This is a genomic window from Mesorhizobium sp. CNPSo 4688 (assembly GCF_057784295.1).
Window position 1 is genome coordinate 168,334 of sequence record NZ_JBWLUY010000001.1, and the last position, 12,677, is coordinate 181,010.

Here is a 12,677-nt window from a genome sequence, read left to right on the forward strand (position 1 = left end):
TCAGGCGGAGGCGCTCGGCCGGCTCGAGACGGCGCTGTACCAGCGCAGCACGTTGGCGCACTCGTCCGGTACCTTGATGCGCGCCGGTTTCATGAAATCGATGGCGATCATCCCGGTGATGTCGGCGATCGAATAGACATCGCCGGCGGCGAATTCCCGCTTCGCCAGTTCGGCGTCGAGCAGGTGCAGGAATTCGAGCGCTTTCGCCTTGTTGGCCTCGCCCCATTCGGGGATCTGCGGAATTTCCCATTCCTTCATCGCCGGATGGATGTGGCGAAAGGCCTGTGCGACGCAGCTGAGCAGATTGAACTCCATGCGCCTTTGCCACATCTCGACCTTTGCCTTGCCGAGCGCGCCTTGCCCGAACAGCGCCGGCTCTGGCTGCAATTCCTCGAAATATCGGCAGATGGCGACGGATTCGGTGAGGATGGTGCCGTCGTCGAGCTCAAGCACCGGCAGCCGCTGCAGCGGGTTGCGCGACCTGACCGGCTCCTGCTTGTGACCCATTGCGCCCATGTCGACCGGCACCAGCGGCACCTCGATGCCTTTCTCGGCGAGGAAGACCCGGACACGCCGCGGATTGGGGGCACGGCCACCGTCGAACAGTTTCATGTCAATCCTCCCGATCTTGCTGACAGACTATAGGACACGGCGCGCTTCTCATCGGAAGCGAAAGATTTCGCGCAAGGCGTCACCGAGCGAAGCCAGCGTGCCGTGCCGTCTTTCGACCGGGCCTTCGTGGTGGCTTTCGCGCCAGTCCTGCGGCTGGTCGAACGTGCCGGCCCAGATGCCGGCCCTGCCGGCGCGGGCAACGGCCTGCTCGGTTTCGTAGTCGTCATAGGCGATGGCCCAGCCGGCCTCGACCTGGGCGCGGTTCAAATGCTTGCCGCCGGCCTTGCAGTCGCCGAGCAGGCGGCCGTAACGGTCGCGCTGCCAGCCGCTGCAGGTCACCGGATTGCCTGATATCAGCCGCACCAGCGCCTCCCGCGCCAGCCTGCCGCAGGCATAGTCGGCGCCGTCCTTGCGGCAGATCTGCTGGTATTCCGGAGCATCGATGCCGCGCATGCGGATGCGTTCAGTGCCAAGGGTCAGCGAATCGCCGTCATTGACGATCGCGGCGCCCTGCGCCTTGCGCGTCTCGAAGCGGTCGAGGCGCGCGGCGAGCAGGATCAGCAGGCCGAGCACGAGAACGGTCAGCGCGTAATCCAGCAATCTGCGCCACAGGCTTCGCGGCTGCGGCGGATAGTATCGCCGGCGCGGCCTTGGCGACCACGAACGGCTCATATGGCAAACAGTCTCTTAATCATTCGAACGTAGCTTAACGAATTGAGATCGCTGCGCGCATAAATTGAAGTTTCCATGCCTCTGCTACGCTCGAACACAGCGGATAAATTCATTGTGGACCGCAGGAAACCGCACCGCAACAGCGATGTCGCGCGCGCGGTGCGCAGAACGCGCGACCGTCTTTCGCAACAGGTCGGCAATCTCGACTTCGATCGCGAGCTCCTGAAGCTACATGCCCGCGCCATGGTGGGGGGGGCGACCGTTATTCCGCTGTTGGTGCTGGCGATCGCGGCGACCGGGCTTCTGGCGGGCATGGACAAGCAGATCAGCATCTGGGCGCTGTTCACGCTGATCTGCTATTCGATCGTCGCCTTCATGGCACGGCGCGTCGAGCGCACCGAAGCCGCCGAACTCGACCCTTTTCGGGCACGCCGGGATTTCCTGATCGGCCATTCGCTATGCGGCCTCGGCTGGGCCTGGTTCGCCTGGCTCGGCTGCGCCTCCTGCCAGATCGATTATTTCCCGGTGATCAAGGCGATGGTGCTGCTGCTGGCGATGGCAGCGACCGCCATTACCGCGTCGTCCTTGCGCAGCGCGCTGCTCGCCACCTTCGTCATTCCGGTGGCGGTCTATGCCTATGCCGAATCAAAACTGTGGATGTCGGTCGAGACGATGATGGCCGCACTGCTGGTCGCGGCTCTGCCGTTCTTCGCCTACTTCGCACGTCATCTCAACCAATCGTCGCTGATGCTTCTATCGTTCCGCTCCGAAAAGGATGCGTTGCTCGCCGAAGTAGAGACGGCAAAATCGATGTCGGACGAAGCCCGTCGGCGGGCCGAAGACGCCAACCTGGCGAAGTCGCGCTTTCTCGCCTCGATGAGCCATGAGCTGAGAACACCGCTCAACGCCATTCTCGGTTTTTCCGAAGTGATGGCCAATGAGGTGCTGGGGCCGATGAGCAACCCCACCTATCGCGACTACGCCCGCGACGTGCACGATTCCGGCCAGCACCTGCTCGACCTGATCAACGAAATCCTCGACCTGTCGCGCATCGAGGCCGGCCGCTACCAGCTCAACGAGGAGCCGGTGATGCTGCTCAACATCGCTGAGGATTGCTGCCACATGATGGAGTTGAAGGCGCGCAACAAGGACATTCGCATCGTCCAGGATTTCGAAAGCGCGCTTCCGCGCCTGTTCGCCGACGAGCGCGCGGTGCGGCAGATCATCCTCAACCTTTTGTCCAACGCCATAAAATTCACCGCCACCGGCGGCGAAGTTCGTGTGCGCGTCGGCTGGACGGCGGGCGGCGGCCAATACATCTCGGTCAAGGACAACGGGCCGGGCATTCCGGAGGACGAAATCCCGATCGTGCTGTCCGCCTTCGGTCAGGGCTCGATCGCCATCAAGAGCGCCGAACAGGGCACGGGGCTCGGGCTGCCGATCGTGCAGGGTCTGCTCGCCATGCATGGCGGCGAATTCGAACTTCTTTCCAAATTGCGCGAAGGCACCGAGGCGATCGCCATCTTCCCGCTGAGCCGGGTGATGGAAGAATTGCCGGCGCTGCCGACCAAGGCGGTCGCGGCGCGGCGGCGCTAGCGGCCTGTTTCTAGGCTTTGACCGCGGCGGCCATGCCCGAACTGGTGAGCGCGGCGGCCTTGACCAGGCCGGCGGCAAGGGCTGCCCCTACCCCCTCGCCGTGACTGACACTGAGGTCAAGCAGCGGCCTGAGGCCGAGCCGCTCGGCGGCAAGCCTTTGGCCGGGCTCCGGCGACAGGCTGGCCAGCAAGCAATGGTCGAGTGCCGCGGGATTGGCGGCGTGCAGGATAGCAGCGCTGGCGGTCGCGGCAAAGCCGTCGATCAGCACCGGGATCTTCTGCATCCGCGCAGCGATGATGGCGCCGGCAATGGCAGCGAATTCGCGGCCACCGACCCGGCGCAGTGCCTCCAGCGGATCCCTGAGAGCAGCACCATGGAAGGCAAGGGCGGCGTCGACCACGTCAGCCTTGCGCGCCTGCATGGCCGCGTCTGCACCCGATCCCGGACCGACCCAGTCGGCGCCGCTGCCGCCGAACAAGGCCGCGCACAAGGCGGCCGCAACGGTGGAATTGCCGACGCCGAGATCGCCGAGGCAAATCAGATCGGCGCCGCCGGCAATCGCCTCCATTCCGAAGGCCATGGTGGCGGCGCAGCCGCGCTCGTCGAGGGCTGCGTCCTCGGTGATATCGTCGGTCGCAATGTGCAGCGCCAGGTCGAACACCTTGAGGCCGAGATCGTTGGCGATGCAGACCTGGTTGATCGCAGCACCGCCGGCAGCGCAAAGCTCGACGGCGTTGGCGGTCGCCACCACGGCGCGCGGCGAAATGCCGTGACGGGTGACGCCATGGTTGCCGGCGAAAATCGCCACCAGGGGCCGGTTCACCGCCGGCGGCGCGCGGCCGCTCCAGGCGGCAAGCCAGGCCGCGATGTCCTCGATGCGGCCGAGCGAACCTGCCGGCTTGTCGGCCCTGGCAAACAGCGTGCGCACGCGCGCCTCGGCCGCCTCGTCGGCCGGCGGCAGGTTCGCCAGCAGATCGCGGAAATCGTCGAAAGGCAGTGCGCTGGTCATGACGTCGGTGCTCATCTCCAAGATTCCCAAGCGGCATAGCCGCCTTGTCCGGCCGGCACAACCGTCAAGCCGCAACACTGGGCCGTGCCGCAAAAGCGGCTGCCGGCGGCGAAATCCGGAGGGCTTGCATTGGCTTTGCCGTTGCACCATGTGGAAGCGGGACAAGGGATTCCGCGAACGGGATCCTCAAGAGAACATCATGACGGCCATCGAATCTCCGTGCATCCTGGTCTGTTCGATCGACATGAAAACCGGCTTCTGCTTCGGTTGCGGCCGCACGCGCGATGAAATTGGCGCATGGATGGGCATGACGCCGGAAAACCGCCGCAGCGTCATGGCCGAATTGCCGGCCCGGCTGGAGACGGTCGAGCGTCGGCCGCGCCGGGAAACACGCCGCAGCCGCATGGCGCGCGAGCGCGACGTCCTCTCGTGAAACGGCAAAGCCCATGAACCGACTGTTCTGGATCGTGATGGCGGCAATCGGCGTCGGGCTGGTGCTGCTGATGATCAACAACGATGCCGGCAGCACGTTCGGCATCGAGAATTACGATTTCAGCCGGCTGGTCTGGCTGGGCGCGATCGGCTTGCTGGTCAGCGCCGGCCTGATTCGATCCGGCAGGCCGCTCGGCGCCATGGCCCGCAATCTCGGCACCTGGGCCCTGATCGTGCTGGCGCTCGTCGCCGGCTACCAGTATCGCTACGAGTTGCAGGATTTCGCCAGCCGGGTGACGGCGGGCCTCGTTCCCGGCAGCCCGCTGGCGCTGGGCGTCGAAGACGGCCATGCCACGGTGACCCTGGACAAGGCCGACAGCGGCCATTTCGAAGCCCGCATCACGATCAACGGCGCGCCCATCCGCACCGTGGTCGATACCGGCGCGACCAGCACGGTGCTCACCGCCGAAGACGCGCAGGCGGCAGGCTTCAATCCGGCGGCACTGAGCTTCACCATCGCGGTCTCGACTGCCAACGGCATGGCGCGCGCTGCTTCGGTGCGAACCGACGAACTGGCGATCGGCGGCATCGTGCGCAAGAACATGCAGGTGATGGTTGCCGCACCGGGCGCGCTCAGCCAGAGCCTGCTCGGCATGAATTTTATTGGCTCGCTGTCGGGGTTCGACGTGCGCGGCGACAGGATGATTTTGCGCGACTAAACCGCTTAAGCGGCCTTTTCAACACGGTCGAAATCGACGGCAGCGAACGCTGTCTTCAGCACATCCGGTCCCGCACCGGATTTCGTCGCGTCGGTCGACAGAATCTGCCGGAAGCGGCGCGCGCCAGGCAGGCCGTGGAACAGCCCGACCATGTGGCGGGTGACGTGACCGAGCCGGCCACCCTGCTCGATATGGCGCGCGGCGTATTCCGCCATCGTGTCGATCAGCGAGGCAAAATCGAAAGCGCCGGGTTCATCCCCATAAAACGCAGCATCGACGCCGGCCAGAATGCCCGGCGTGTGGTAGGCGGCGCGGCCAAGCATCGCGCCATCGACATGGTCGAGGTGCCGAGCAGCCTCGTCGAGCGATTGAATGCCGCCGTTGATGCCAATGAATTTGTTGGATTTTCCGACCTTCAGGCGATTGACCCTGTCATAGTCGAGCGGCGGGATGTCGCGATTTTCCTTCGGGCTCAACCCCTCCAGCCAGGCTTTGCGCGCATGCACCCAAAGCGCATCGGCGCCGGCCGTGAAGACGCCGTCGGCCAGCGCGTTGAGCGCAGGCTCGGGGTCCTGCTCGTCGACACCGATGCGGCATTTTACAGTAACCGGGATTTTAACCGCGCCCTTCATTGCCGCCACGCAATCGGCGACAAGGTCAGGCACCTTCATCAGGCAAGCGCCGAATGTGCCCGACTGGACGCGGTCCGACGGGCAGCCGACATTGAGATTGATCTCGTCATAGCCGAATGCCTCGCCGATGCGCGCCGCCTCAGCCAGCTTCTGCGGATCGGAGCCGCCGAGCTGCAGCGCCACCGGATGTTCGGCGTCCTCGAAGCCAAGCAGCCTTTCGCGCGCACCATGGATGACGGCATCCGCTACCACCATTTCGGTATAGAGCAGTGCACGGCGCGTCAGCTGGCGATGGAAGAACCGGCAATGCCGGTCGGTCCAGTCCATCATCGGGGCGACCGAAATCCGGACGCCGTTGTAGTTGTTATCTTGCATTCCTGGTGGCTTTGCCGCTGCAAACGGTTTTAGACGTGCCGCTCACATAGGCGATTTCGTGGTGTTTTCCTACCCTCAACGCCGCGTCCGCCTCAGGCAGGTTAAGGCCCGGACTAGCTCGAGCTTTGTCGAGGTAGCTGTAGACGCCGACGGCGACCGCGCACCACGCAACGGTTAGATAGGCGACCGCGGTAGGTCCGCAGGGGTCAAGCTTGTGTAGAAACACCGTGCCTCGCTCCAATCAGACCCGTGGATGGTGTACTGTGACGAGACGTCGGGACCGAGGATCAGCAGATATGGACAAGGAGGGCTTGGCCGAGATCTCAGCTCGATATGTTCACTTCGCCGATACGGAAGCTCGCGGCCGCTCGCCGCTCTACGAAGCGTTGGCTCGTGCGGTCGCTGAGGACTGGGAGACGCTCGACTTCCTGTCGACCCTCCCGGACCTAAAGCGGCAACCGAACCTTCTGCTTGCCGCGGTGCGTCACCTGTTCGGCACTCCGACAGGGTGGGCCGAATTTCGCCAGGCGCTCCTGGCGCATCTCCACGCTGTCCGCTCTCTCATGCTGGAGCGCTCGACCCAGACCAATGAGCCGGGAAGGTGCGCCACGCTGCTCCCCGTCCTGTCGCGTTTGCCGCAGCCGCTGGCTCTCATCGAGGTCGGGACCTCCGCAGGGCTCTGCCTCATGCCCGACCTCTATGGCTATGACTACGGACGCAAGGCGATCCGCGCACCCACGATGGCCTCGGAGCCACCTGTCTTCCGATGCTTGGCCAGCGAGACGACGCCATTGCCGGCGGCCTTGCCGCAAGTCGTTTGGCGAGCGGGATTGGACCTGAACCCGATTGATGCTTCGGACGATATGCAAGTCGCATGGCTTGAGACACTGGTCTGGCCGGAACAGACGGCACGGCTCGCCAATCTGCGGGCGGCGCTAAAGATTGCCGCCACAGTCAAACCTCGAGTGGTGAAGGGCGACCTGCGCGGGAGCGACCTCGTGCAACTCTGCAGCGAAGCGCCAAAGGACGCTACGCTCGTCATCTTTCACACAGCCGTCCTCGACTATGTCTCCGACCCTGGTGACAGAGAAGCTTTCGCCGAGCAGGCGATGCGTCTCGCTCCTTATTGGGTATCGAACGAGTTCCCACGCGTATTCCCGTCCATCGCCACACGCGCCGGTACAAGCCGGCCACCAGGCCGCTTTCTCCTATCTGCGAACGGCTCCCCTGTAGCTTGGACCGATCCGCATGGCGCCTCGCTCGAGTGGATCACGGACGAGGCGTAGGCGGCTGATCGGGACCGGCTGCTACAAGCGGCCGGCAGCTGATGGTCACGTTCTTGCCGACAACGCCTTCGACAGCATAGCAATCAAAAGACCGAATGTTTCGCGCTCATCGGGCGCGTGATCGGGATTGACTTCGGTCACCGTCAGCGCGCGCCAGTTCGGAGCCGCGACCAACGGTGCAAGCGCCGTTGAAAGCGCGTCGAAGCTCAAGCCGTCGCAGCGCCGAACATTCTCCGCGATCGGCAAATCGGTGAAGCTCAACACATCGACGTCGAGATGAATGAGAAGCCGGTCGTAGCGCGCGCCCCAAGCCACTGCGTCTCGGGCTGCTCCGATCGGATCTTCCTTGACCTTCGCGAGAGAGATCCTCGCCAGATCGAGCGAGCGCATAGTCTCCGCCTCGGCGGCTGTGATGTTGTCGACGGCAAAGTATAGGATATCGGCCGGAGCGAGCATCGGCCGGCGTGGGCCGAGGCCGCTCAGCTCCGCCTCCGTGCCTGGCAGGTCGAGCAGATGCGCGACGCCGGTCCAATCGAGCGCGCCGTCGCTCGTCTCCGGGGTGTTCAGATCGACGTCGTGATCAAATGTAGATGAGCCCGACCGAGCCTTCATCTCGCAGCGCCCCAGCCACAGTTCCAAGCTCGACTGTGCAGTCTCCGCCGAGCACGAGCGACGCGTCGCCGCCAGCCAATGCTTCTTCCACCACGTCGGCCACGGCGGCTGCCACCCGACGGACAGCGTCGACATTCATGGCCTTGGGCCGTTGCGGGTCCAGTCCCCAGCGGAAGCCTGGTATGTCTCCACGGTCATCCACGCGCCGGCCTGACTGCGTCAATGCCGGGACCAGCCCATGCCGCCGGAAGGTAGCCGGGGCCTTCTCCTGCCCCAGGCGCGTAGGCGCCGGCGCTTGAAGGTGCGCCAATGAGGCAGAGGTTGCGGACCATCATCACAACTCCTGTGTTCAATGACGGTGTGCCTTATTCTACGAGATATGGCGCAACCAGTTCTCGGGACAAGCTTGCTCATCAGCCCGGCTCCGAGCCTGCGTGCAAGAGCAAATGGGCGCCTGCTATTCGAGAACGCCTCGACGGCAGCCCCACGGATTCGCTGCGTCGCAGCGAAATTCATGAACGTCCGGTTACGCCGTGGGACAGACTTGATCGTGGAGGCGTCCGCTCACGATCGGGGGTTCGAGTCGGAAGAGGGATACCGCCAATCCGACAGACGGGAACGGATCAATTCGAGCGTCTGTCGACGTAGGTGTAGACGCCGGCCCCTATGGCGACCGCACCGACCGTGATCACGATCGATGGTGCGCCCATCAAACTGGCGAGGACCGCCCAGACAAGGGCGATGACGATAGCGCCGAGTGTTCCCAGGATCAGTCTCGGCAACGTCTGCCCTCCACGTGCGGACCCTCCGTGGATTGGACATCAACCACCGTCACGCGCAGCATGAAAGCACAGTATAACCCGTGAAGTGAAGGGCCGGGGCGGGAATAGGCTGGTGCGAGAAACGGCGGCCCGAGCCACTACGGCGCAGGCGTTCAATCACAAAATGACCGGACCCTAACGTCTCAGCGCGTGGACTTCGGCCATGCTTTCGCCGCCCATTGGCAGCGCCATGTCGTCGTCGAGCAGGCGGGTGATACGGGCAAAACCGGTGAAGGCCTTCCTTGCCTCCTCAGGTGACATCTGGCCCGACAGGGCAGCGGAGCAGCAATTCAGGGCACATTGATACACAGGCCCACGCCGACCCGCCGGCCATTTCTGCAGAAAGACCATCGCTTCGGCAACGCTATCGACTTCCTCGACGGGGTGTCCCTGCCCGCGCGCAATGCGCACCGGCGTAAAGAAATGCAAGCGGTCCATTTTTTGTTCTCTCCCTGGTCGGCCGCAGTGCGAACCAACCCTATTAAATTCGCGAACAGCGAGTTGGTTCCCGCTTCTTGCAAAAAAATTTGCGCGGAATGACTTGGGATTGTCGGCGGCCGGATTTTATCCGGAACGTTACGCCCGCTGGCGCATTTCGCTCTCGTGTTCGCCTTTGAGGGACAGTCCAAATCATGCGCATAGCCCACGTCGCCCCCCTGCACGAATCCGTGCCGCCCAGGCTCTATGGCGGCACCGAGCGGATCGTTTCCTATCTCACCGAAGGGCTGGTCGAACTCGGCCATGAGGTGACCTTGTTCGCCAGCGGCGACAGCCACACATCCGCCAGGCTGGTCCCGGGCCGCGAACGCGCGCTGCGCCTCGATCCGCGCCCGCTCAAGTCGGACACCGCGGCGCATCTCGCGATGCTGGCAGATGTGAGGAACCGAGCTCAGGACTTTGATATCATTCATTTTCACCTTAGCCACTTCCTGCATTTTTCGTTCTTCGAGCATATGCCGGACAAAACGGTGACGACGCCACATGGCCGGCTCGACTATGTCGATCTGGCGCCGGCCTATGAGCGCTTTCCACGCTTTCCCCTGATTTCGATCTCGCGCAGCCAGAGAAGCGGGCTTGCCAACGCCAATTGGCTGGCGACCATCCATCACGGGCTGCCGATCGGCCTCTACCAGCCGACCTTCGAGCCGGCGGCCGACGAACCATATCTTGCCTTTCTCGGCCGGCTGTCACGCGACAAGCGGCCGGACCGTGCCGTCGAAATCGCCTTGCGCTCGGGCATGAAGCTCAAGCTGGCGGCCAAGATCGGCGATGACGACCGCGCCTATTTCCACGAGACGATCGAACCGCTGATCGACGGCGACCGCATCGATTATGTCGGTGAGATCGCCGAGGACGAAAAGGCTGAATTCCTCGGCAATGCCGCCGGGCTCCTGTTTCCGATCGACTGGCCCGAGCCGTTCGGCCTTGCCGCGATCGAGGCGATGGCCTGCGGTACGCCAACCATCGGTTGGAACTGCGGTGCATTGCCGGAAGTCATCGACCATGGCGTTACCGGCTTTATCGTTGATTCACTCGACGGCGCGGTCGCCGCGGTGCCGGCCTTGCTGCAGCTCGATCGGCGAAAGGTGCGCGCCGTTTTCGAAAAGCGGTTCTCCGCCAACAGGATGGCCCGTGACTATCTCTCTGCCTATGCGCGCCTGATCGGCAATTCAGCGGAAAAGAAAGCGTCTTGAACGACGGCGGACGCTCCGAGCCCGAAAACAGAGATCTGTGACTGATGACTGAACTTGACGAGCGCAAGCTCGACCCTGCCGTGGCCCTCGCCTCCCTCGACGAAACCGCGCCGCGCGAGCCGCACCGGCTGTTCGCCCTCAAACAAGGCGACTGTTTTGTGGTGGCCGATGCCTATGGCGACATCCGGGGCGCCGGCGACGGCTTCTTTCGCGACGACACGCGTGTGCTGTCGGAGTTTCGGCTGACCGTCGGCGGCCGGCAGACATCGCTCCTCGGCGCCTCGCTCAGTCAGGACAATGTGCTGTTCTCCAGCAATTTGACCAACCTGCCGATGCAAAGCGTCGGCGGCCGCGACATCCCGCAAGGCGCGATCCACATCGAACGCGTCAGATTGCTTTGGCAGGACCGGCTGTTCGAACGCATCACCCTGTCCAACTACAGCCAGGAGCATTCGGCAATCCGCATCTCGCTGCACTTTGCTGCCGATTTCCGCGACATGTTCGAGGTGCGCGGGTCGACCAGGCCAAAGCGCGGCACGGCGCATGCGGCCGAAATCGACGCGACGTCCGTGCTCTTGCGTTACGACGGACTGGACGGTCTGGCGCGGCAGTCAGCGATCTCGTTTTCGCAGGCGCCGGACCATCTCAGCGCCGAGCGTGCGGATTTCCTGATCGCGGTGACCAAGCGCAGCAGCAAGGTGTTCTATGTCGAGGTCGGTCCGGAACTGGCCGAGCCACCCGACCGCGACCGGTTTCGCGCCGCGGCCGCTCGTGCCCGCTTCGGCATGCGGGCCAAGCGCCGCCATGGCGCGACGGTGCACAGTTCAGGCCGCGTCTTCAACGACTGGGTCGAACGCGCCCGCGCCGATGTGGCCTTGCTGACCACCGAGCTTTCGACCGGCCCCTACCCTTATGCAGGCATTCCCTGGTTCTCGACTGCATTCGGCCGCGACGGGGTGATCTCTGCGCTGCAGATGCTGTGGCTCAACCCCGGCCTAGCGCGCGGCGTGCTTTCCTTCCTCGCTCAGCATCAGGCGACCGAGACCTCGCCGTTCAGCGACTCGCAGCCCGGCAAGATCATGCACGAGACCCGCAAGGGCGAGATGGTGGCGTTGCAGGAGCTTCCCTTCGGCCGCTACTATGGCGGCGTCGACACGACGCCGCTCTACATCCACCTCGCCTGCGCTTATGCCGAGCGCACCGGCGACATGGACTTCATCGCCAGCCTGTGGCCGTCGCTTACCGCTGCCGCCGAATGGGTTGAGGAAGCGAGCCGTGCGACAGGCTTCGTCACCTATCAGCGCGCCGCCGAATCCGGCCTGGCCAACCAGGGCTGGAAGGACAGTTTCGACTCTGTGTTCCACGCCGACGGGCGCATCCCCAAGGGACCGATCGCGCTGGTCGAGGTGCAGGGCTATGTTTTTGCCGCCTTCAGGGGGCTGGCGGCCCTCGCACGTCGACGCGGCGAGTTCGCGCAAGCCGAGCACTGGGAAAACCGCGCCGAAGAGATGCGGATCGCCGTCGAGCGCGATTTCTGGCTCGACGATCTGGGTTTCTATGCGCTCGCCATCGACGGCGCCGGCGAACCCTGCAAGGTGCGCACGTCGAATGCCGGTCACCTGCTGTATGTCGGGCTGCCCGAGCCGGCGCGGGCGCAGATGGTCGCCGACCAGCTGCTATCGGCGTCCTTCCAGTCGGGTTGGGGGGTGAGGACGCTTGCCGACGATGCGGTGTTGTTCAATCCGATGTCATACCACAACGGTTCGATCTGGCCACACGACACGGCGATTTGCGGCGCCGGCCTGGCGCGGTTTGGCGAGCGCGACAATGTGGTGCGGCTGATGAGCGGCACGTTCGAATCCGCCGTGCATTTCAACATGCGGCTGCCGGAATTGTTCTGCGGTTTTACTCGCTCGGTCGGCGAAGCGCCGATCGCCTATCCCGTCGCCTGCCTGCCGCAGGCATGGTCGGCGGGTTCGGCCTTCATGCTGATGCAGGCTTGCCTCGGCCTGGAAATCGATGGCTGGAATGGCGAAATCCACGTCACACGGCCGAGGTTGCCGATCGGCATCGACACGCTGACGCTCAGGCATCTCGGCGTCGGCGAAAAGAAAGTCGATCTCACCTTCCAGCGCGTCGGCGACCGTGTCGTCGCCTTTCTTGCCGACCGCCATGAAGGATTGGTTCCGCTGATCGTGCGAAGTTGATCTGGGTCAT

General features: G+C 64.0%; 14 protein-coding genes. 6 read left to right on the forward strand and 8 right to left on the reverse strand.

The genetic code is table 11. The features are described from left to right. Both AC04SH_RS00930 and AC04SH_RS00935 read right to left on the reverse strand, forming a co-directional pair. Entirely contained in the window at nucleotides 1-612 is a 612-nt protein-coding gene (locus AC04SH_RS00930) for a glutathione S-transferase (RefSeq protein ID WP_488573585.1), read from the reverse strand. 48 nt (nucleotides 613-660) lie between these two features. Next, entirely contained in the window at nucleotides 661-1,284 is a 624-nt protein-coding gene (locus tag AC04SH_RS00935; protein WP_488573586.1) for a thermonuclease family protein, read from the reverse strand. 75 nt (nucleotides 1,285-1,359) lie between these two features. Here AC04SH_RS00935 and AC04SH_RS00940 point away from each other — a divergent pair, with 75 nt between their 5' ends. Continuing rightward, nucleotides 1,360-2,880 carry a sensor histidine kinase gene (locus AC04SH_RS00940; RefSeq protein ID WP_488573587.1) on the forward strand — a complete coding sequence of 507 codons (1,521 nt, stop codon included), beginning with the start codon at nucleotides 1,360-1,362 and terminating at the stop codon, nucleotides 2,878-2,880. A 10-nt stretch (nucleotides 2,881-2,890) separates the two neighbouring features. Here AC04SH_RS00940 and AC04SH_RS00945 read toward each other — a convergent pair whose 3' ends face one another. Further along, on the reverse strand, nucleotides 2,891-3,889 hold the full coding sequence (locus AC04SH_RS00945) for a nicotinate-nucleotide--dimethylbenzimidazole phosphoribosyltransferase (protein WP_488573886.1): 999 nt from the start codon (nucleotides 3,887-3,889) through the stop codon (nucleotides 2,891-2,893). 199 nt (nucleotides 3,890-4,088) lie between these two features. Between AC04SH_RS00945 and AC04SH_RS00950 the strand changes: the two genes are divergently transcribed. Beyond that, nucleotides 4,089-4,322: a DUF1289 domain-containing protein gene (locus AC04SH_RS00950; protein WP_112561682.1), complete on the forward strand. Its 234-nt coding sequence runs from the start codon at nucleotides 4,089-4,091 to the stop codon at nucleotides 4,320-4,322. A 13-nt stretch (nucleotides 4,323-4,335) separates the two neighbouring features. Then, nucleotides 4,336-5,040 (forward strand): TIGR02281 family clan AA aspartic protease, encoded by a 705-nt coding sequence (locus AC04SH_RS00955; protein WP_488573588.1) that lies wholly within the window; start codon nucleotides 4,336-4,338, stop codon nucleotides 5,038-5,040. A 5-nt stretch (nucleotides 5,041-5,045) separates the two neighbouring features. Here AC04SH_RS00955 and dusA read toward each other — a convergent pair whose 3' ends face one another. Further along, nucleotides 5,046-6,047: a tRNA dihydrouridine(20/20a) synthase DusA gene (gene dusA, locus AC04SH_RS00960; RefSeq protein WP_488573589.1), complete on the reverse strand. Its 1,002-nt coding sequence runs from the start codon at nucleotides 6,045-6,047 to the stop codon at nucleotides 5,046-5,048. Nucleotides 6,048-6,343: 296 nt separating this feature from the next. Here dusA and AC04SH_RS00965 point away from each other — a divergent pair, with 296 nt between their 5' ends. Next, the gene (locus tag AC04SH_RS00965) at nucleotides 6,344-7,333 is read left to right on the forward strand and encodes a DUF2332 domain-containing protein (RefSeq protein ID WP_488573590.1); all 990 of its coding nucleotides are present in this window, start codon (nucleotides 6,344-6,346) and stop codon (nucleotides 7,331-7,333) included. Nucleotides 7,334-7,378: 45 nt separating this feature from the next. Here AC04SH_RS00965 and AC04SH_RS00970 read toward each other — a convergent pair whose 3' ends face one another. From AC04SH_RS00970 to AC04SH_RS00985, 4 genes are all read right to left on the reverse strand, one after another. After that, complete coding sequence (locus tag AC04SH_RS00970) at nucleotides 7,379-7,972, reverse strand: arginase family protein (RefSeq protein ID WP_488573591.1); 594 nt, start codon at nucleotides 7,970-7,972, stop codon at nucleotides 7,379-7,381. Next, nucleotides 7,914-8,255 carry an arginase family protein gene (locus AC04SH_RS00975; RefSeq protein ID WP_488573592.1) on the reverse strand — a complete coding sequence of 114 codons (342 nt, stop codon included), beginning with the start codon at nucleotides 8,253-8,255 and terminating at the stop codon, nucleotides 7,914-7,916. The genes AC04SH_RS00970 and AC04SH_RS00975 overlap by 59 nt, the downstream gene beginning before the upstream one ends. A 313-nt stretch (nucleotides 8,256-8,568) precedes the next feature. Next, a complete protein-coding gene (locus AC04SH_RS00980; RefSeq protein WP_162712116.1) occupies nucleotides 8,569-8,727 on the reverse strand; it encodes a hypothetical protein in 159 nt (52 codons plus the stop codon). 174 nt (nucleotides 8,728-8,901) lie between these two features. Continuing rightward, nucleotides 8,902-9,204: a DUF982 domain-containing protein gene (locus tag AC04SH_RS00985; RefSeq protein WP_488573593.1), complete on the reverse strand. Its 303-nt coding sequence runs from the start codon at nucleotides 9,202-9,204 to the stop codon at nucleotides 8,902-8,904. 194 nt (nucleotides 9,205-9,398) lie between these two features. Between AC04SH_RS00985 and AC04SH_RS00990 the strand changes: the two genes are divergently transcribed. Next, on the forward strand, nucleotides 9,399-10,460 hold the full coding sequence (locus AC04SH_RS00990; protein ID WP_488573594.1) for a glycosyltransferase family 4 protein: 1,062 nt from the start codon (nucleotides 9,399-9,401) through the stop codon (nucleotides 10,458-10,460). A gap of 44 nt (nucleotides 10,461-10,504) precedes the next feature. After that, nucleotides 10,505-12,667 carry an amylo-alpha-1,6-glucosidase gene (locus AC04SH_RS00995; RefSeq protein WP_488573595.1) on the forward strand — a complete coding sequence of 721 codons (2,163 nt, stop codon included), beginning with the start codon at nucleotides 10,505-10,507 and terminating at the stop codon, nucleotides 12,665-12,667. Nucleotides 12,668-12,677 lie beyond the last annotated feature (10 nt).

Excerpts from the sequence above, each read along its gene's own strand:
- AC04SH_RS00930 (WP_488573585.1), bottom strand. The coding sequence starts at position 612 with ATGAAACTGTTCGACGGTGGCCGTGCCCCCAATCCGCGGCGTGTCCGG.
- AC04SH_RS00935 (WP_488573586.1), bottom strand. The coding sequence starts at position 1,284 with ATGAGCCGTTCGTGGTCGCCAAGGCCGCGCCGGCGATACTATCCGCCG.
- AC04SH_RS00940 (WP_488573587.1), top strand. The coding sequence starts at position 1,360 with ATGCCTCTGCTACGCTCGAACACAGCGGATAAATTCATTGTGGACCGC.
- AC04SH_RS00945 (WP_488573886.1), bottom strand. The coding sequence starts at position 3,889 with ATGACCAGCGCACTGCCTTTCGACGATTTCCGCGATCTGCTGGCGAAC.
- AC04SH_RS00950 (WP_112561682.1), top strand. The coding sequence starts at position 4,089 with ATGACGGCCATCGAATCTCCGTGCATCCTGGTCTGTTCGATCGACATG.
- AC04SH_RS00955 (WP_488573588.1), top strand. The coding sequence starts at position 4,336 with ATGAACCGACTGTTCTGGATCGTGATGGCGGCAATCGGCGTCGGGCTG.
- dusA (WP_488573589.1), bottom strand. The coding sequence starts at position 6,047 with ATGCAAGATAACAACTACAACGGCGTCCGGATTTCGGTCGCCCCGATG.
- AC04SH_RS00965 (WP_488573590.1), top strand. The coding sequence starts at position 6,344 with ATGGACAAGGAGGGCTTGGCCGAGATCTCAGCTCGATATGTTCACTTC.
- AC04SH_RS00985 (WP_488573593.1), bottom strand. The coding sequence starts at position 9,204 with ATGGACCGCTTGCATTTCTTTACGCCGGTGCGCATTGCGCGCGGGCAG.
- AC04SH_RS00990 (WP_488573594.1), top strand. The coding sequence starts at position 9,399 with ATGCGCATAGCCCACGTCGCCCCCCTGCACGAATCCGTGCCGCCCAGG.
- AC04SH_RS00995 (WP_488573595.1), top strand. The coding sequence starts at position 10,505 with ATGACTGAACTTGACGAGCGCAAGCTCGACCCTGCCGTGGCCCTCGCC.